We start from the raw sequence: 18,050 nt of genomic DNA on the forward strand, positions 1-18,050 counted from the left end.
CCCACCACCCGGTCAACTAGGCTTGAAGCATGACGGAAGCGGCGGAGAACTGATGGCACGGCGCACCAAGTCAGGCGGAAAGCCGGGTTCCAACGCAGGCAGCAAAACAGGCGGAAGAAGAGGCACGGCAGTGGCCTCCGAGGTGCTGGAAGTCCCCAAGGGAGCGCCTGCCGGCGGCCCCGTTGAGGGCGTCTACTACATCGACACTGGCGACTGCGAGCTCATCGCCGACCAGGACAACTCCACGGGCTGGCTCCTGCGCATCAACGGCGTGATGAGTTCCCACATTGACCTTGCCGATCCGCTGTTCCTCGACTTCGAGTACATGCGCTGGATGTCCGCCCTCATCGAATCCCGCTGGCAACCTGCGACCAAACCCAGGCTGCGGGGTCTGCACCTGGGCGGCGGAGCGTGCTCACTGGCGCGCTACTTCCACGCGGCCTACCCGGACGCCCGGCAGGTGGTGGTGGAACTGGACGGGAAGCTCGCCGAGTACGTCCGCGGCTGGTTCGACCTGCCCAAGGCCCCGCTGCTGCGGCTGCGCGTCGGCGAAGCCCGCGCCGTGACCGAGACCCTCACCCCGGACACCCGCGACTTCATCATCCGGGACGTCTTCGCCGGTGCCGTGACCCCGTTTCCGCTGACCACGGCGGAGTTCAACGGGCATGTCCGCCGGGTGCTCGCCCCCGGCGGCATCTACGTGGTCAATTCGGGCGACGGCCCTGACCTGAAGAATGCCCGTGAGGACGCCGCCACCATCGCGGCCGCCTTCGAACACACCATCATCATCGCGGACCCCGCCATGCTGAAGGGGCGCCGCTACGGCAACATGGTGATGGCCGGCAGCGATCAGCCGTTCGACGACGATCCACAGCTCGCGCGGCGGCTCTTGGGCGGGGCAGTGCCCGCGCACATCTGGAACGACGCCAAGGTGCGGGCATTCGCCGCCGGAGCCCAGGTGCGCCACGACCCTGCGCCTAGCGCAGATGCCGAACCCGGCACGGACCCCGCAATCACCGCCGACCCCGGGCATCAGCCGTCAGTCAGCGACTGAGCCGGCGCGTCCCTGCCCGAGCAGCCACTCCCGGTGCGCGGTAGTTTGTTCGCGCAGCGCCATCACCACCGCAGCGACGGCCGGCCGGCGCATCGACTCCGGGCGCAGGACCATCCAGTAGGGCAGCCGTTCGGCGATGTCCCCGGGCAGCAGGCGCACCAGGTCCTCGTGCCTGTCGGCCATGAAACACGGGAGGAACCCCACCCCGGCTCCTGCCCGGGTGGCCTCGACGTGCACAAATACGTTGGTGGAGCTGACGCCGTCGCGCATTGCCGGCACCAGCCGCCGCGGTGCATCAAGATCGTCCACCTGCAGCATGGAGTCCACGAAGTACACAAGCGGATGGGCCGTCAGGGCCTCCACCGACTCCGGCGTTCCCTTGGCCTCGATGTACGAGCGGGACGCGTACATTCCGAGCTCGTACTCGCCGAGCCGGAACGCTTCGGCCCGGTGCACCTGCGGCTCGCCCACCACCACCTCGATGTCCAGTCCCGAGCGTTGCTGGAGCGCCCGGCGGGTGACGGTGACAATCTCGACGCTGAGTCCCGGGTGATCCCTCCTCAGCCGGGCCACCGCCGGAGCGGCGATGTACGCGCTGAAGCCGTCGGTCGCCGTCATGCGTACGACGCCGGTAATCGGGTCCGGCGCACGGCCTGACGGTCCCAGCGCTCGCACCGCCGTTTCCACCTGCTCAGCCACCAGCACGGCCTGGGCGCCGAGTTCGGTCAGCTCCCAACCCCCGGAGGCCCGGGCGAGAACACGGCCGCCCAGGGCCTTTTCCAGTGCGGCGATCCGGCGTGAAACGGTGGTGTGGTTCAGGCCCAGGACCTGGGCCGCCGTCGTGAATTTCGCCGAGCGGGAGACGGCGAGAAGCACCAGCAGGTCGTCCGGGTTGGCATCCATATCTGCAATTTTGCACGAATCCAGTGCCTGATTAGTCATTGAACCGCGTTCCGTCTGCAGGAATACTCGGGGAAATCGGAAGTGCTGCACGACGCGGCACGTGTCAGCGTGGACACTTGGAGGAGCAGACTGTGGACGCACAAGGTCCGGACGTGGAAAAGAACCTGAACGGCCGCAAGGCGCTGGTCACCGGCGGTGCCAGCGGAATCGGCGCGGCGTGCGTCAGGGAACTGGCCGCCAGAGGAGCCAAAGTGGTGGTGGCCGACGTCGACGAAGCCGGCGCCGCGGCCCTCGCCGATGAGGTGGGCGGCACGTCCTGGGCTGTCGACCTCCTGGACGTCGAGGCGCTGGCCGCGCTGAGTCTGGACTGCGACATCCTGGTGAACAACGCCGGCATCCAGCGCATCAGCCCCATCGAGGACTTCGATCCCGTGGCGTTCCGGCGGATCCTGGCGCTCATGCTCGAGGCGCCCTTCCTGCTGATCCGTGCCGCCTTGCCGCACATGTACGCCAACGGCTTTGGCCGCATCATCAATTTGTCGTCGGTGCACGGCCTCCGGGCTTCCCCGTTCAAGAGCGCTTATGTCTCGGCGAAGCATGGGCTCGAAGGGTTGAGCAAGGTGACGGCACTCGAGGGCGGTGAGCATGGCGTCACGTCCAACTGCATCAATCCCGGCTATGTGCGCACGCCGCTGGTGGAGAAGCAGATCGCGGACCAGGCTCGAGTCCACGGCATTCCGGAGTCCGAGGTCCTGGCGAAGGTGATGCTTACCGAGTCCGCTGTGAAACGGCTGGTGGAGCCCGAGGAGGTGGCATCCCTGGTTGCGTGGCTGTCCTCCGACGCCGCCGGAATGGTCACCGGGGCCAGTTACACGATGGACGGCGGGTGGTCCGCTCGGTAGGACGCTTCCAGATGCCCAGAACTTCAGGCAGCCCAATTTAGCTCTTTGAACCCGTCAGGGCCAGGGTGCCGCCGAGCCCCATCATCATCACCCCGCCAGTAGTGGTGACAGCAGCTACCCGGCGGGGTGAGCGGGCGAACCACTGCCTCGCAGTTCCGGCGGCCAGCGCCCAGACGCTGTCCGAAACCAGCGCGATGGCCAGGAACGTGGCACCAAGCAGGGCGAGCTGGACGGGAATGGCGCCGGCAGAATGGTCCACGAACTGGGGGAGGACTGCCACGAAGAACACCACCGACTTCGGATTGGTGGCCCCGACAATGAAGCCTTCGCGCAGAATCCGCCGGGTGGTCGCCGGCCTGGACGGATCCGGGCCCGCAGGGCCGCCCCGGCGATGCAGCACCGCCTGGATTCCCAGAAAAATGAGGTAAGCCGCGCCGGCAAACTTCACCACCATGAACAGCAGCACGGACTGTGCCAGCACCACGCCGAGTCCCAGGGCCACGGCCGCGATCTGCAGCAGTTCCCCGGCCGCGTTGCCCAGGACGCTCAGCAGGCCACCTCGCCGGCCCAGCGCCAGCGACCGTCCGATGACGAACAGGACGCTGGGACCCGGCACGGCGATGAGTAATGCGGAGACCAAGGCAAAGGCCAGGAGATTCTGCAGCGGCAGCATGCCTGATGGTAACGCCGGCCGTTGGCGTCCAGCCAGCACCGAAGTGCTCCAAGCGGCTGGGAATGAACCGACGGCGCCTCAACTTCGTGCGCTCACCTTAGTGCGCCCGGGGGATCCCCCGGGCCCGGGTTGCCTGAGGCCCGGATGTACTCCTCCACAGCCGGCTCCGGTACGCGGTAGGACTTGCCGAAGCGGTCGGCCGCCAGCGTTCCGGCCCGGACCATCCGGTAGACGGTCATTTTGGAAAGGCGCAGGGCCGCGGCCACCTCGGCAATGGTTAGGTAAGCGGTTGGCAGGTTGGCGATGGACATGGAATCGGCTCCTGTTGGTCGTCGGCTGGACTGGCGGGATGACCCGCCTAGTCCGGCCGCCTCAGTTGCCGGTGGTCGTAGAAGTACACCCGGTCCGAGGACCGGATCCCGATCGATCGGCCGTTCTTGACCACCACGGTGCCTTCCCGCCTGCCGTTGAACGGATCGTCGCCCAGCAGAACGTCGCCGATCCTGTAGGGAACAGCGGCCGTGAGCGCCCGCTGCAGTGTCTGGGCCAGGAAGCCGGACAACCGCCCGGATTGAATATTCTCTGCCGGCGCCCCGGCTTGGATTTCCAACATGAGGACCACTCCTTCACAGTGTGACCAAAGTTCAAGCACTGGCGGCGCGGGTCCGGTTCATCATCCCGGGTTCGGTTCCCGGCCGGCTGGCACCATGTAGTCAACTGTAAGAAATAACCACATGCGTCACACGAGTAACATTTACCTCATTTATCACAACAGGCCCTCGCGTAACAGGCGGCGAGTACCTGTCTTTGCCCATTTTTACTACTTGTTTTGACCGTTTCCAGCTTGGCGCGCCATTTCCGCCGGAATCCTACTCAGTTTCGACGACCACGGACAGCGGTGAGGTCTCGTCCTCAAGGTGGGCCCGGCGTCGTCCGTTGCCCCTGACCCAAAGCCGATAGGCGGCCACCAGCGCTCCCAGCCACACAGCTCCCACGTACAGCGCCACGCGCGTCTCCTCAAAGAAGCCAAGCACCGCGATCACCAGCACCATGAAGCCGATGGTGAGAACGGACGCCATCGGCCACCACGGGGAGGGGAAGTCCGACGCCGGCAGGCCCTTCCGGGCGATCTCCCGTTTCATGGCCACGTGGGAGGCGAGAATCATTACCCACACCCAGACCGTGGCGAAGGTGGCGATGGAGGCGATGAGCAGGAAGACATCTTCCGGGATGACCGCGTTCAGCACCACTCCCACCAGGAGGATCCCGGCCATCATCACCACAGTCATCCACGGAACGCCATGCCGGGAAACCCGCCCGAAGCTCTGCGGTGCATGCCCTTGCTTGGCCAAACCGAAGAGGATCCGCCCGGCGCCGAAGATGTCGCTGTTGATGGCGGACAGTGCGGCGGTTATCACCACGGCGTTGAGGATGTGGGGTGCGGCGGGAATGCCCAGGCCGCTGAAGATCTGGACGAACGGACTGCCGTTGCTGCCGATCTCGTTCCACGGGAAGAGGCTCATCAGCACACCTAGGGTCAGCACATAGAACAGCAGGACGCGGACCGGCACCGTATTGACGGCCTTTGGGATCACCTTCTTGGGGTCGGCTGCCTCGCCGGCTGTGATGCCGATCGTTTCGATGCCGCCGAACGCGAACATGACGACGGCGAACGAGGCCAGGAGCCCCTCGAAGCCGTTCGGGAACAGGCCGCCGTGCTCCACGAGGTTGCCCAGGCCCGGGGCGGCCGAGGCGTCGCCGTTCTGGAAGCCGAACGCGAGGATGGCCGCTCCGCCCGCGATCATGGCGATAATTGCCGCAACCTTGACCAGCGTGAACCAGAATTCGAGTTCGCCGAAGACCTTCACGCTCAGCAGATTCAGCGCCGCGAGAAGGAAGATGATGGCCAGGATCCAGACCCACCGCTCCACCGACGGGAACCAGAAGCCCATGTAGATGCTGAAGGCGGTGACGTCGGCGATGGCCACGATCGCCATTTCGAAGACGTAGGTCCAGCCGGTCACGAATCCGGCCAACGGGCCAAGGTAGCGGCTGGCGTACTGCCCGAAGGATCCCGAGACCGGATGCCGCACGGCCATTTCCCCCAGGGCGCGCATCACCATAAACACGGCGGCGCCGCCGATCATGTAGGCCAACAGCACGGCGGGGCCGGCTTTTTGGATGGCCGAGGCCGAACCGTAGAACAGGCCGGTGCCGATGGCGGAGCCCAGCGCCATGAAGCGGATATGGCGGACGCTGAGCCCGCGGTTCAGGACCGTTCCGACGGCGGTTCCGATGGCGGTGCGCGCCGTTCCGGTCCCGCCTACGGGCGCCAATTCATCTCTTGTTTGGGCTTGTTGCATGCCAATACCTTCTCGTCATTGGGAGGGGGATCGCTATCCAGCAGACCACGTCTGCGGGAGCTGTGATGAGGCTCACGGGGTCTTGGTGTCTTCCATTTCAGACTGTGCGGTGGACTGTGGGGTGGTTCCTCCGCGGTCGCGCGCTCCTCACATCGGACCCGCCGACGCGCTTAATTCGCGCGCCGGAAAAATGTCAGTGGCCCGTGAAAGGCTGCGGGTATGGAAAGCAGTGCAGCTGTCGAGACGATGGCGGCGATCGACGCCTCCACTCCGGTGCTGGCTGCTTTTGTCCGCCGCGGGACGGGTGGCCTTGCGTTCCAAGGATCAGATAGCCCGGCGTCGGACGGTGGTGATCCGTTGCGGGAGCAGGCGGATGCGTGCCTGGACGGGCTGGCTGAGCTGGCCCGGATGGAGGCCCGGATGGCGGCTTTGAAGGTGCAGATCGTCGCCGGGTATGCCGCTGCTGAGGCGGCCATGGCGTCGCCGGCCGAGTCCCCGCAGGACCGCACCGTCAGGGGGATGGCCGTGACCTCGGAGATCGCGTGCGCGCTGACCATCAGCGAACGCGCCGCCGGCGCCCTGCTGTTCGACGCCCTTGAACTGACCAGCGCCCGGCCGCTGACCCTGTCCGCGCTACAGGCAGGGGCCATGTCGTGGCAACACGCCCGGATCATGGTCGACGAAAGCGCGAACCTCGACCCGGCCGGTGCCGCGGCGTTGGAGGCGCATTTCCTGGATCCGGACGCGCCGGACCCTGCGCGGGGTTGCCCGGCCGGGGAGCTCGTCCCGTGCCGGTTCCGCGCGAAGGTCCGGACCTGGCGGGAACGGCACCACCCGGTCAGCATCGAAACCCGCCACACCCGCTCGGCGGCGGACCGGCGGGTGGAATACGCCCCGGACCGCGACGGGATGGCCTGGCTCTCGGCCTATCTGCCCGCGGCCCAGGCCGCCGGGATCTGGGACCGCACCACCGCCGCCGCCCGCGCCATGCAAGGACCCGGCGAGTCCAGGACCCTCACCCAGCTCCGCGCCGACGTCGCCTCGACCTGGCTCCTCACCCCAGGCCTTGAACAGTCACCGGCCGCCACCACTGACAGCGCCAGCGACGGCAGCACCGTTGATGACGGCATCGCCGGGTCCGTGCTGTCCGGGGGTGTGCCCTCGCCGGGAGCCCAGGTCCTCGTCACGGTTCCGGTGTTCTCGCTGCTCGGCCTGACTGATGAACCGGCCATGCTGGACGGCTACGGGCCGATCCCCCCGTCCATGGCCCGTGCCCTGGTTGCCGACGAGGCGACGTCCTTCCTGCGGGTACTGATAGACCCCCGCGACGGCGCACCCTTGGAGATCGGCCGGACCAGCTACCGCGTTCCCAAAGCAATGCGGCAATGGCTGCGGCTTCGGGACGCGAAATGCACGTTCCCCAGCTGCAACAACCACTCCCTGGACAACGACGCCGATCACCTCCTCGCCTGGGCCCGGGGCGGCGGCACCGGGATCAGTAACCTCGGCCAACCATGCCCCAAACATCACAGACTCAAACACAACTCAGCGTGGACACCCACCGCCGCCAGCGCCAACGACCCGCCCGGCTGGACCTCACCCACCGGCCGCCACTACCCCAGCGAACAACCAGACTGGGAACCACCCCACTGGCCACCACCAATCCAAGCCATACTCAACAACCCGGCCGTGTTCAATGACCAAGCCGTGCCCAACAGCCTTGACCCGCGCATGCCCGAACCACCTGACGACCGTGCCCACGCTTCGCCACTACGTCCCCGGCCGGATAGTGACTGGTATGCGGTGGCTCACGAAGTAGTGCCGGGGACCGAAGTAGTGCCAGGGACGGAAGTAGTGCCGGGGACAGGCCGCGAAGCAGCCTAATGCAGGGGGGCTGGGTGTTCAGACCCCTGGATGCCGGCAGCCCCGTCCACCTCAGCGGTAGCCGGTGGAATCCGCCGGCAGCCCGGCCTCCTGGATCTCTTCCAGATAGCGCCAGCAGTCTGGCCGGGAGCCGTCGACGTCGGTAAAGCCGTACTCCTGCGCAAGCCCGCCGGAGGAGAAGGAGCCGCCGGTCCGGCGGTGTACGTCGGGATCGGCGGCGAGGGCGGCGACCGCCCGGCCCACAAAGCGCGGGCTCTCCGAGATGGCGGCGAAGTGCGGATTCATGGCGGCCGCCTCGCGCCAATTGGCTTCGGTGGCGCCATAGTGTTCGAGCATCATTTCCGAGCGCATCCAGCCCGGCGTCAGCGCCACGGCCGTGCACCGGAACGGTTTCAGCTCCTCGGCCTGGCTGAAGGCGAGCCGCAGGATGGCGGACTTGGCGAGGTCGTAAAACGCGGAGAGCCGGTAATGAGTCGCGTTGTACTCGCGCGTTCCGTCCGTCATTTCCACCACCAGTCCTCCCGGCCGGCGGATGAGGAGCGGCAGTGCGAAGTGGCTGGTGATCAGGTGCGTGTCCACGGCGCCGTGCAGCATCCTCAAACCGCCGTCAAGCTCGTGTTCCCACAGGGGCGTATTCCACTGGATGAGGTTCTCACCGCCCCAAATGTCGTTCACCAGGATGTCCAGCCGGCCGTGCTCGTGGTCGATGTGGCGGACCAGCGCGTCCACCTCCGAAGCGTTGAGATGGTCCACCGCCACTGCGATGCCAGTGCCGCCGGCCGCACTCACCATGGCGGCGGTTTCTTCAATCGTTTCGGGGCGACGATAGTCGGACGTCCGGCCTTTCGTGGTGCGGCCGGTGCAGTAGACCGCAGCCCCGGCCTCACCCAGGGCCACGGCCGTGCCGCGCCCTGCCCCTCGAGTGGCCCCGGCGACCAGAGATACCTTGCCCGCGAGCGGAAATTCCATGGACAAACGCTACCTCCGTCTGCGGGAAACCGGGATGATAGACAGGATAACGGGGATGTCCGGTATTCCAGACAGCGGTGCCTCTGAAAGGGGTCTGCCGTGTGCGGGCTGGGCGCAAACTTGAAGTACGGGATACCGGACACCATTCGGAGATACCTGAAGAACAGAAATCCCGAATAGACAGCCTAATGGCGAGGCCCGGAGGACACATGGCAGGCGCGATGGCCGCAACGGCGGCAACGGCGGCAACGGCCGCAAAGCGGCCGGAATCAGCAGTCAAGGCAAAAGTTCCAGCTGCCGAAAATACCTTGCGGATCCTCAAACTGTTGGGTTCCAAGCGGGGGCCGATGGCGGCGTCGAACATTGCGACGGCATTGGGACTGCCGCGCTCAAGTGTGTACCACCTCCTTGGCGTCATGGAGGCAAACGGCTTTGTCCTGCACCTGCACGAGGAGCAGCGGTACGGCCTCGGCATCAGCGCCTTCGAGCTCAGTTCCGCGTACTCACGGCAAGAACCGCTGTCTCGGCTTGGGCGGCCCATGCTGGCCAGCCTCGTTGATGTCCTTGGCGAAAGTGCACACCTGGCGGTCCTGCACGGACGGGATGTGCTCTACATCGTGGAGGAGCGGGCCAAGAACCGGCCGTCCCTCGTGACCGACGTCGGCGTCCGGCTGCCGAGCCACCTCACCGCCAGCGGTCGGGCCATTCTTGCCGCGCTGCCAAAGTCCCAGGTCCGCGCGCTCTATCCGAACGCCGCCGCCTTCAGTGCCCGGCACGAGGTGGAGGGCGCGATCATGAAGTACTCGGCACTGTCCTCCCACCTTGACCAGGTGCGGCAGCGTGGCTACGCCACGGAACATGGGGAGGTGACACCCGGCTTTGGCTCCATCGCCGCCGCTGTCACGGATCATCTTGGATGGCCGACGGCGGCAGTCGCCGTCACGTTCCTCGAGGACAAGCTGCCGGAGGACCAGTGGCCGGTGCTCGCCGCCCGGGTGCAAAAGGTGGCCGACGAGCTCTCCGTGCGCATCCACGGCCGCCCGGCGAAGTAGCGCCACCCAAGCAGCGGCCTGTCCCCGGAGGTAGCAGCCCAAGTAGGTAGCAGCACAGGGCGTTCTGCGGGCTGGGAACGCCCTTATCTGCCACCTAGTTGGGTCTGGAATACCGGACAGCACCCGCCGGAAACCCCTGTCTGGCCGGCTCCGGACGGGCTTTAGTTGATACAGAAGCACTTTCGCTCTCAAGCATTCCGCAACACTCCCGATGTAACATATTCCCGCGATACGAAGGAGCCACCATGGCACCCGCCGATTTCACCACCGGTGCCCGCCCGGTCAAAGCAGCCCGAGGCACCGAGCTCACCGCCAAGTCTTGGCAGACCGAGGCACCCCTGCGCATGCTCATGAACAACCTCGACCCCGAGGTGGCCGAACGCCCGGATGACCTGGTGGTCTACGGCGGCACCGGCCGGGCCGTGCGCTCCTGGGCAGCCTTCGACGCCATCACCCGCACCCTGGAAACGATGGACAGGGACGAGACCCTGCTGGTCCAGTCCGGCAAGCCGGTTGGCGTCTTCCGCACCAACGAATGGGCGCCGCGCGTGCTGCTGGCCAACTCCAACCTCGTCGGCGACTGGGCGAACTGGCCCGAATTCCGCCGGCTCGAGGCCGAGGGCCTGATGATGTACGGGCAGATGACGGCCGGCTCCTGGATCTACATCGGCACGCAGGGCATCCTGCAGGGCACGTTCGAAACCTTCGCAGCAATAGCCCGCAAGCTCACTGGAGATAGCAACGGCACACTTGCCGGCACCCTGACGCTGACCGGCGGCTGCGGCGGCATGGGCGGCGCCCAGCCCCTCGCCGTCACCCTGAACGAAGGCGCCTGCCTGATTGTCGACGTCGACGAGACCCGCCTCCGCCGCCGCGCCGGCAAGCGCTACCTCGATGAGGTGGAGACCGACCTCGACGCCGCGATCGCCAAGGTCCTGAAGGCCAAGGAGGAGCGCCGCGGCTGGTCCGTGGGCTACGTGGGCAACGCCGCCGAGGTCTTCCCCGAACTCCTTCGCCGGCACAAGGCCGGCGAGCTGACCATCGACATCGTCACCGACCAGACCTCCGCCCACGACCCCCTGAGCTACCTGCCGGAAGGCATCTCCGTGAACGAATGGCACCGCGAGGCCGAGGCTGACCCGGAAGGCTTCACCAAGAAGGCCCAGGCATCGATGGCCAAGCACGTCCAGGCCATGGTCGAATTCCAGGACGCCGGCGCCGAGGTGTTCGACTACGGAAACTCCATCCGCGACGAGGCCCGCAAGGGCGGCTACAGCCGTGCATTCGAGTTCCCCGGCTTCGTCCCGGCCTACATCCGCCCGCTGTTCTGCGAGGGCCTGGGCCCGTTCCGCTGGGTGGCGCTCTCCGGCGACCCTGAGGACATCGCTGTCACCGACACCGCCATCAAGGAGTTGTTCCCGGAGAACCAGCATCTGCACCGCTGGATCGACGCCGCCGCCGAGCGAGTCGAATTCGAAGGACTTCCGGCTCGCATTTGCTGGCTGGGCTACGGCGAACGCGCCAAGGCAGGTCTGCTCTTCAACCAGCTGGTCAAGGAAGGCAAGGTCAAGGCCCCCATCGTGATCGGCCGCGACCACCTGGACTCCGGCTCCGTCGCCTCCCCGTACCGGGAGACCGAAGCCATGGCCGACGGCTCCGACGCCATCGCCGACTGGCCCCTGCTCAATGCCCTCCTCAACACCGCCTCCGGCGCCACCTGGGTTTCCATCCACCACGGCGGGGGAGTAGGCATCGGCCGCTCCATCCACGCCGGCCAGGTCTCCGTTGCCGACGGCACCGATCTCGCCGCGCAGAAGCTTGAGCGGCTCCTCACCAACGATCCCGGCATGGGCGTGATCCGGCATGTCGACGCCGGCTATGACCGCGCCGTCGACGTCGCCAAGGAACGCGGCGTCCGAATCCCCATGCAGGAACAGCGCTGAGGTATCCGCTGATCGAGCTTGTCGAGATCAAGGTTTCGACAAGCTCACGGCAGGCTCAACCGGAGAACAGGCTCAACCGGCGAATAGGCTCAACCACCAGAAGTAGGAACACTCCAATGACACTTACCACCCACGAACCGCTCACTGTTACTCTCGGTGCCAGCGGTGCCACGCCCGAGGACCTCGTCGCCGTCGCACGCCATGACGCCAAGGTGACCATCTCCCAGGACGCCTTGGACACCGTCGCAAAGGTCCGCGCACACATCGACGAACTGGCCCACAGCGACGTGCCCGCGTACGGCATCTCCACTGGCTTCGGCGCGCTGGCCAACCGCCACATTCCCGGCGAGCTGCGCACCCAGCTGCAGAAGTCGCTGATCCGCAGCCACGCCGCAGGCATGGGCCCCGCGGTGGAACGCGAAGTGGTCCGCGGCATCATGTTCCTGCGCGCCAAGACCCTCGCCTCGGGCCGCACCGGCGTCAGGCCCGTGGTCCTGCAGACCATGGTGGATGTGCTCAACGCCGGCATCACGCCGGTGGTCCGGGAGTTCGGTTCGCTGGGCTGCTCGGGCGACCTCGCACCGCTGTCCCACTGCGCCCTGGTCCTCATGGGCGAAGGCGAGGCGGCCGGACCCGACGGCGAACTGTACGGCGGCGCCGGCCAAAGGACGGTCGCTGAATTGCTCGCCGCGCACGGCATCGAACCGGTGACCCTTGCCGAGAAGGAAGGGCTGGCGCTGGTCAACGGCACCGAGGGCATGCTGGGCATGCTCCTGATGGCCATCGCTGACCTGCGGCAACTGCTGACGACGGCGGACATCACCGCCGCGCTCAGCGTCGAGGCGCTGCTCGGCACCGACCAGGTGTTCCGGCCCGAGCTGCACGCCGCACTCCGGCCGCACCCCGGTCAGGCGGCCAGTGCCGACAATATGCTCCGTGTGCTGTCCGACTCGGCGATCGTGGCCTCGCACCGCGTGGGCGATTCCCGCGTCCAGGATGCCTACTCCCTGCGCTGCGCACCCCAGGTTGCGGGCGCCGTCCGGGACACGGTCGACCACGCCGAACTGGTGGCTTCCCGTGAACTCGCTGCCGCCATCGACAACCCCGTGGTCCTGCCCGACGGCCGGGTCAGCTCCAACGGCAACTTCCACGGCGCCCCGGTGGCGTACGTGCTCGACTACCTGGCCATCGCCGTCGCGGACCTCAGCTCCATCGCCGAACGGCGGACGGACCGCATGCTGGACCCGGCCCGCTCCCATGGCCTGCCGGCGTTCCTGGCCGCCGATCCAGGTGTGGACTCGGGCCTCATGATTGCCCAGTACACGCAGGCCGGGCTGGTCTCGGACAACAAGCGGCTCGCGGTGCCCGCCTCCGTCGACTCCATCCCCAGCTCTGCCATGCAGGAGGACCACGTGTCCATGGGATGGCACGCTGCCCGCAAGCTACGGAAAGCCGTGGAGAACCTGCGCCGCGTTCTCGCGATCGAACTCGTGACGTCGGCCCGGGCAATTGACATGCGCATCCAGCTCTCCGGCGGTGAGCTGGCGCCTGGCCCCGCAGGGGCAGCCGTCCTCGAAGCGCTGCGCACCGTCGTCGGCGGTCCGGGCACGGACAGGTTCCTCTCACCCGAGCTCGAAGCGGCCGACCGGCTGGTCGCCTCCGGTGCGGTGCGGGCGGCAGCCGAATCCGCCGTCGGAAACCTTGCCTAAAGGTGAATGATGTGCACCGCCGGCAGACATTTGCCGGCGGTGCCGAAATACTCTGCAACGCGCCACACACAGGGCGAAGAGTGTAGTAGAACTGAAGGTGTAGTGAAAGTCACATCAAAGAGGCTGTGGCGGAAGAAGAACATCCACAAAGGGGTAGAAGTTCAAATGAAAGCACGCGGGACAGTCCTGTCCAGGCGCATTGCACACGCAGCTACGGTTTCCAACTGGGGATCGCTGCACGTGGGCGAGCGGGTCGAGATCATCAAGCATGCTCATGTCATTGCGGCAGGCGAGGTGGAGGAAGTCTCACGGAGCGGAAACGTGTTGTGGCTTATCTGCGGCGGAGCGGCGGAATCGCAGCTCTTCATGAAGTCTGACGGCGTGCAGGTGCGCCGGATGTAATCCGGCGGGCTGAGCTCGCGCGGTAGGACGCGCAACGGAAAATTGAAAGCCCCCGACCTTGGATCATTCGGCCGTTCGGCCAGAACGAGTCCAGGGTCGGGGGCTTTTTTTCGCGTGTTACGCTGCGATGTCCTCGTGTGTTTCACCGAAGGGGACAGACTCGTCGAGGGCCACCGTGTAACGGCCTGGCTCAAGGCGTGTGACCTTGATGCCGCAGTTGCCTTCCTGGGCAGCCGTTTCGATCAGCGTCTCCACCGCGCTTTCCAGGCCGTCGTGGACCTGGTCGGCACTGGTGAACGCCAGGTCGATGGACCGGGCATCCGCGGAGCGTGCGTCGCTCGTAGGAGCGGTTGGGCGCTCCATAGTTGCTGTGCTCATGTACTGACTTTCTGTGGTTCTTGCCGGGGGGCAATAGACCATCCTACCGGTAATCGGCTCAAAGGTAAGATGACTGTCATTTGACAAGCATCTTGACGGTAGTTGTCTCGTCAACCATTCTTTCGACGCCGGGCCGGTACAGAGACCCTTCGCGTCCGCCGAAAGCCCACCAGCGGCGCTCCGACCGCTAGTGTTGGTCAGGTCTGAGAGGCCGACGGCGCAGGAGGCGACCGTGTTTGAAGGTGCCAGCATCATGTTCGCCGCGGCGGGCGTAGCCGTCTTTGTTGCCGCCATCCTGCCCAAGGCGCTGCGCAATGCTCCGATCTCCATGCCCATGGTGTTCCTGGGCGCCGGCGCGGCCGCCTTCGGCCTCCTTCCCAACCTTCCGGACCCGAACCCGGTCCAGCACCCCGAGCTGACGCTGCATCTGACCGAGATCTGCGTGATCATCTCGCTGATGGGAGCCGGGCTGGCGCTCGACCGTTCGGTCGGGCGGCGGACCTGGGCAACCACCTGGCGGATGCTCGGTATTGCCATGCCCCTGTGCATGCTAGGCCTGACGCTCCTGGGACTCTGGCTGCTGGGCCTGGGACTCGCTGCCGCGCTCCTCGTGGCCGCCGCATTGGCACCCACGGATCCGGTCCTGGCTTCCGAAGTGCAGGTGGGCGAGCCGGCCGACGAGGAGGAGGGCACCGACCAGGAGGACGAGGTCAGGTTCGCGCTGACCTCGGAGGCTGGACTGAATGACGGGCTGGCCTTTCCCTTTGTGTACCTCGCCATCGCCATGAGCCTCGTGGGGACGGCGCCGTCGGCCTGGTTCCCGGAGTGGTTCGGCGTGGACGTACTGTGGCGCATCGGAATGGGCGTGCTGCTGGGCTACGGCACGGGCAAGGCGCTGGCCCGGCTTTTCTTCTCCGCCCGGCACGACAGCATCCGGCTGTCCAACCACTCCGAGGGTTTCGTAGCGCTGGCCGCCACCTTCCTGGCGTACGGGGTGACCGAAATGATCGAGGGCTACGGCTTCATCGCGGTGTTCGTCTGTGCGGTGACTATCAGGGCTGCGGAACGCACCCACGGCTACCACCGCATTCTTCACTCCTACGTGGAACAACTCGAGCGGCTGATGACAGTGGTCATCCTGGTCCTTCTGGGCGGAGCGATCGCGCGGGGCCTGCTGGCCGACGTCGGTTGGGCCGATGTGGGCGTGGCGCTGGCCTTCCTGGTCCTGGTCCGTCCGCTGTCCGGCTGGCTGGCGCTGGCCCGCGGCAAGACCGGTCCCCGGGAACGGATCGCCATTTCGTTCTTCGGCATCCGGGGCATCGGGTCGCTGTATTACCTTGCCTACGCGCTGGGCCAAGGTGGCTTCGGGGACCAGGAGGAGTACCTCTGGAGCATCGTTGGACTCGTCGTGGCTATGTCCGTGGTGCTGCACGGCGCCACCACGGCGCCGGTCATGAAGCGCCTGGACCGGCTCCGCGAACGCAGGGCAGCCGAGAAATTCGGCGACGAGGGAAAGGCGCCGCACACGCCGGTCTGACGCTGCGGAGCACGGACCATGGCGGGAGCGGCGAATATTCTGCTTTCCGTGCGATCGTGTGGTGAGCTTGGATCATGGCAGGCAAAAAGTTGGTATCCCGTATGGCTCTCGGCCTGGCAAAGTTGCTGGGGTTCGTGATTGTCAGCTGCCTCTGCGGGGTCCTCGCGGCCAGTTTCCTGGTGCCCGGAGCTGCCCTCGCCGGCACCTCGGTCAGCAGGTCGATTTCCTACTTCAACAGCCTGCCCACCGAACTCGCGGTGCCCGCACCGTCGCAGACCACCCGCATGCTGACGGCGGACGGCAAGCTCATCGCCACGTTCTATTCCGAGAACCGCGTCCGCGTGCCCCTGAAGCAGATGTCCCCGTTCATCCGGAAGGCCGCCATCGCCATCGAGGACAGCCGCTTTTATGAACACAGCGGCGTCGACACTCAGGGCATCCTGCGCGCGCTGACCAGCAACCTGACCCGCGGCGACCGGCAGGGCGCCTCCACCCTCACCCAGCAGTACGTCACCAACATTGTGAACGAGTCCCTGATTTCCGAGGGCCGTGAGGATCAGGTGGTCCTCAGCGGGCAGAAGACCATGGGGGACAAGCTGCGCGAGATGCGGCTCGCCATGGCACTGGAAAAGAAGTTCACCAAGGACCAGATCCTCGAGGGCTACCTGAACATCGTCTTCTTCAACCGCAGCGCCTACGGCATTGAGGCGGCGTCCCAGTATTTCTTCAGCGTTCCGGCCAGCAAGCTGACCCTGCCCCAGTCGGCGCTGCTCGCGGGCCTAGTCAACAGCCCCAGCTTCTACGATCCCGTCACCAACCCCAAGAACTCGCTGACACGCCGCAACCAGGTCCTCGGCGAAATGCTCAAGCAGAAGATGATCTCCAAGAAGGAGCATGACGCCGCTGTGGCCTCCGGTGTCGGTTTGAAGGTGAGGCCCTCGCTGCAGGGTTGCGCTGCTGCCACCATGGCCCCGTACTTCTGTGACTATGTGACCCGGCTCTTCCTCAACAACCCGGCCTACGGTGCGGACACTGAGGCGCGCGAAAAGCGGCTCTTCCGCGGCGGGCTGACCATCACCACCACCCTGGACAGCCGGCTGCAGGCCAAGGCCCAGGCACAGGTGAACGCCACGGCCGGCGCCAATCCGGACAGGTGGGGCGCCTCGCTGGTCACGGTCCAGCCGGGCACCGGCCGGGTCCTGGCGATGGCGCAGAACACGGTGTACTTGCCCGGGCCCGGAAAGTTCGACACCCAGCTGAACTTCAACGTGGACGCCAAGGACGCGAACGGCAACGATCTCAACGGCGCCGGCGGGTTCCAGCCAGGCTCCACCATGAAGCCCTTCACCTTCGCCGAGTGGCTGCACCAGGGCAAGACCATGACCACGGTGGTGGACGCCTCGAAGCGCGAGTACCCGCTGGGCTTCCGCTGGCGGTCCTCCTGCGGCAAGGTGGCGGGAGGCTACAGCACGAAGCAGCGCAGGGCAGGACTCGAAGCGGCTGACGACCTGCAGAACGCCTCGGAGGGCTACTACCGCAAGATGCCGGCCGACTACGGGCTCTACAACTCCATCAACACGGCCACCTTCGCCGAGGCCGCGCAGCTGGACTTCTGCGGGATCCAGAAGATGGTCAACGCCGTCGGGCTCCGCAGCGGGCTGGACGGGACGCCGGTGAACATGCACCAGCTGGGTAACCTCCTGGGCGGCACCGGGGTAGCGCCCTTGACCATGGCCAACGCCTTTGCCACCTTCGCCGCCGACGGCCGGTACTGCGTGCCGGTGGCCCTGGCCGGGGTGGCGGACATGGCGGGCAAGAAGCTTCCGGCGGAGGCCCAGCAATGCAGCGAAACCGTGGACAAGAACGTGGTCCGCGGCGTGAACAAGGCGCTCCAGGACATGCTCAACAAGGGCTCCGGCATTTACATCAACCCCAAGGTGCAGAAGAGTGTGCCGGTGGCGGCCAAAACGGGCACCAACAACAGTAACGGCGCCACCTGGGTGCTGGGCTACACCACCGGCATGGCGACGGCCTCGTTCTTCGGGGACGCCCTGGAGGGCCAGCAGCGACCTGGCCGGAATCTCACTGTCAACGGCAAGCACTACGACCGCATTGACGGCTACATGATCGCGGGCCCGCAGTGGGCGAACTACATGCTCCAGGTGGCGCGGCTCTATCCTGCGGCCGCCTTCCCCAAGCCGCCGGCATCGATCGTCAGCAAGCCGGCGGCCAAGCCCAAGGCGCCCGCCCGGCCAGCCCCGAAGCCAAAGGGCTAGCAGCT

The 18,050-nt window shown here is 66.3% G+C and carries 16 protein-coding genes; 9 read left to right on the forward strand and 7 right to left on the reverse strand.

Going from position 1 to position 18,050, the window contains the following annotated elements; all coding sequences use genetic code 11:
* The first annotated feature begins 52 nt into the window (after nt 1-52).
* Complete coding sequence (locus QFZ33_RS03115) at nt 53-1,054, forward strand: spermidine synthase (RefSeq protein ID WP_307024751.1); 1,002 nt, start codon at nt 53-55, stop codon at nt 1,052-1,054.
* On the opposite strand, the gene QFZ33_RS03120 is transcribed toward QFZ33_RS03115, so the two are convergent.
* Entirely contained in the window at nt 1,040-1,957 is a 918-nt protein-coding gene (locus tag QFZ33_RS03120) for a LysR family transcriptional regulator (protein ID WP_307024753.1), read from the reverse strand. The two genes, QFZ33_RS03115 and QFZ33_RS03120, sit on opposite strands and share 15 nt — an antisense overlap.
* Nucleotides 1,958-2,109: 152 nt before the next feature.
* Between QFZ33_RS03120 and QFZ33_RS03125 the strand changes: the two genes are divergently transcribed.
* Nucleotides 2,110-2,859, forward strand: coding sequence for a 3-hydroxybutyrate dehydrogenase (locus tag QFZ33_RS03125; RefSeq protein ID WP_102972999.1), 750 nt, complete (start codon nt 2,110-2,112; stop codon nt 2,857-2,859).
* Between the two features lie 37 nt (nt 2,860-2,896).
* On the opposite strand, the gene QFZ33_RS03130 is transcribed toward QFZ33_RS03125, so the two are convergent.
* The 4 genes from QFZ33_RS03130 to QFZ33_RS03145 all read right to left on the reverse strand — a co-directional run bounded on the left by QFZ33_RS03130 (nt 2,897) and on the right by QFZ33_RS03145 (nt 5,895).
* Nucleotides 2,897-3,532, reverse strand: coding sequence for a LysE family translocator (locus tag QFZ33_RS03130; RefSeq protein WP_307024755.1), 636 nt, complete (start codon nt 3,530-3,532; stop codon nt 2,897-2,899).
* Nucleotides 3,533-3,624: 92 nt separating this feature from the next.
* Nucleotides 3,625-3,843, reverse strand: a complete 219-nt coding sequence (locus QFZ33_RS03135; protein ID WP_307024757.1) for a helix-turn-helix domain-containing protein — start codon at nt 3,841-3,843, stop codon at nt 3,625-3,627.
* A 47-nt stretch (nt 3,844-3,890) separates the two neighbouring features.
* Nucleotides 3,891-4,145, reverse strand: coding sequence for a hypothetical protein (locus QFZ33_RS03140; protein ID WP_307024759.1), 255 nt, complete (start codon nt 4,143-4,145; stop codon nt 3,891-3,893).
* A 256-nt stretch (nt 4,146-4,401) separates the two neighbouring features.
* Entirely contained in the window at nt 4,402-5,895 is a 1,494-nt protein-coding gene (locus tag QFZ33_RS03145; RefSeq protein WP_307024761.1) for an amino acid permease, read from the reverse strand.
* Between the two features lie 219 nt (nt 5,896-6,114).
* Between QFZ33_RS03145 and QFZ33_RS03150 the strand changes: the two genes are divergently transcribed.
* Entirely contained in the window at nt 6,115-7,779 is a 1,665-nt protein-coding gene (locus QFZ33_RS03150) for an HNH endonuclease signature motif containing protein (RefSeq protein ID WP_307024763.1), read from the forward strand.
* A gap of 51 nt (nt 7,780-7,830) precedes the next feature.
* Here the strand turns inward: QFZ33_RS03150 and QFZ33_RS03155 are convergent, their stop codons facing one another.
* Entirely contained in the window at nt 7,831-8,748 is a 918-nt protein-coding gene (locus QFZ33_RS03155; RefSeq protein ID WP_307024765.1) for an SDR family oxidoreductase, read from the reverse strand.
* 221 nt (nt 8,749-8,969) lie between these two features.
* Between QFZ33_RS03155 and QFZ33_RS03160 the strand changes: the two genes are divergently transcribed.
* The 4 genes from QFZ33_RS03160 (at nt 8,970) to QFZ33_RS03175 (ending at nt 13,854) form a co-directional block, all read left to right on the forward strand.
* Nucleotides 8,970-9,800: an IclR family transcriptional regulator gene (locus QFZ33_RS03160; RefSeq protein WP_307031641.1), complete on the forward strand. Its 831-nt coding sequence runs from the start codon at nt 8,970-8,972 to the stop codon at nt 9,798-9,800.
* A 245-nt stretch (nt 9,801-10,045) separates the two neighbouring features.
* Nucleotides 10,046-11,743 (forward strand): urocanate hydratase, encoded by a 1,698-nt coding sequence (gene hutU / locus QFZ33_RS03165; protein WP_307024769.1) that lies wholly within the window; start codon nt 10,046-10,048, stop codon nt 11,741-11,743.
* A gap of 116 nt (nt 11,744-11,859) precedes the next feature.
* A complete protein-coding gene (gene hutH / locus QFZ33_RS03170; protein WP_307024770.1) occupies nt 11,860-13,452 on the forward strand; it encodes a histidine ammonia-lyase in 1,593 nt (530 codons plus the stop codon).
* Between the two features lie 165 nt (nt 13,453-13,617).
* Nucleotides 13,618-13,854: a hypothetical protein gene (locus QFZ33_RS03175; RefSeq protein WP_307024772.1), complete on the forward strand. Its 237-nt coding sequence runs from the start codon at nt 13,618-13,620 to the stop codon at nt 13,852-13,854.
* 117 nt (nt 13,855-13,971) lie between these two features.
* Here QFZ33_RS03175 and QFZ33_RS03180 read toward each other — a convergent pair whose 3' ends face one another.
* Complete coding sequence (locus QFZ33_RS03180; protein WP_307024774.1) at nt 13,972-14,232, reverse strand: hypothetical protein; 261 nt, start codon at nt 14,230-14,232, stop codon at nt 13,972-13,974.
* Nucleotides 14,233-14,464: 232 nt separating this feature from the next.
* On the opposite strand from QFZ33_RS03180, the gene QFZ33_RS03185 reads away from it, so the two are divergent.
* Nucleotides 14,465-15,769: a cation:proton antiporter gene (locus tag QFZ33_RS03185; RefSeq protein ID WP_307024776.1), complete on the forward strand. Its 1,305-nt coding sequence runs from the start codon at nt 14,465-14,467 to the stop codon at nt 15,767-15,769.
* 101 nt (nt 15,770-15,870) lie between these two features.
* Nucleotides 15,871-18,045 carry a transglycosylase domain-containing protein gene (locus QFZ33_RS03190; protein WP_307024778.1) on the forward strand — a complete coding sequence of 725 codons (2,175 nt, stop codon included), beginning with the start codon at nt 15,871-15,873 and terminating at the stop codon, nt 18,043-18,045.
* The last annotated feature ends 5 nt before the right edge of the window (nt 18,046-18,050 follow it).

The sequence above is a fragment of the Arthrobacter globiformis genome (assembly GCF_030815865.1).
In the GTDB taxonomy this organism is placed as follows: Bacteria; Actinomycetota; Actinomycetes; order Actinomycetales; family Micrococcaceae; genus Arthrobacter; species Arthrobacter globiformis_B.

Excerpts from the sequence above, each read along its gene's own strand:
- hutU (WP_307024769.1), top strand. The coding sequence starts at position 10,046 with ATGGCACCCGCCGATTTCACCACCGGTGCCCGCCCGGTCAAAGCAGCC.
- QFZ33_RS03130 (WP_307024755.1), bottom strand. The coding sequence starts at position 3,532 with ATGCTGCCGCTGCAGAATCTCCTGGCCTTTGCCTTGGTCTCCGCATTA.
- QFZ33_RS03150 (WP_307024763.1), top strand. The coding sequence starts at position 6,115 with ATGGAAAGCAGTGCAGCTGTCGAGACGATGGCGGCGATCGACGCCTCC.
- QFZ33_RS03140 (WP_307024759.1), bottom strand. The coding sequence starts at position 4,145 with ATGTTGGAAATCCAAGCCGGGGCGCCGGCAGAGAATATTCAATCCGGG.
- QFZ33_RS03180 (WP_307024774.1), bottom strand. The coding sequence starts at position 14,232 with ATGAGCACAGCAACTATGGAGCGCCCAACCGCTCCTACGAGCGACGCA.
- QFZ33_RS03115 (WP_307024751.1), top strand. The coding sequence starts at position 53 with ATGGCACGGCGCACCAAGTCAGGCGGAAAGCCGGGTTCCAACGCAGGC.
- QFZ33_RS03155 (WP_307024765.1), bottom strand. The coding sequence starts at position 8,748 with ATGGAATTTCCGCTCGCGGGCAAGGTATCTCTGGTCGCCGGGGCCACT.
- QFZ33_RS03190 (WP_307024778.1), top strand. The coding sequence starts at position 15,871 with ATGGCTCTCGGCCTGGCAAAGTTGCTGGGGTTCGTGATTGTCAGCTGC.
- QFZ33_RS03160 (WP_307031641.1), top strand. The coding sequence starts at position 8,970 with ATGGCCGCAACGGCGGCAACGGCGGCAACGGCCGCAAAGCGGCCGGAA.
- QFZ33_RS03145 (WP_307024761.1), bottom strand. The coding sequence starts at position 5,895 with ATGCAACAAGCCCAAACAAGAGATGAATTGGCGCCCGTAGGCGGGACC.
- QFZ33_RS03175 (WP_307024772.1), top strand. The coding sequence starts at position 13,618 with ATGAAAGCACGCGGGACAGTCCTGTCCAGGCGCATTGCACACGCAGCT.
- QFZ33_RS03135 (WP_307024757.1), bottom strand. The coding sequence starts at position 3,843 with ATGTCCATCGCCAACCTGCCAACCGCTTACCTAACCATTGCCGAGGTG.
- hutH (WP_307024770.1), top strand. The coding sequence starts at position 11,860 with ATGACACTTACCACCCACGAACCGCTCACTGTTACTCTCGGTGCCAGC.
- QFZ33_RS03120 (WP_307024753.1), bottom strand. The coding sequence starts at position 1,957 with ATGGATGCCAACCCGGACGACCTGCTGGTGCTTCTCGCCGTCTCCCGC.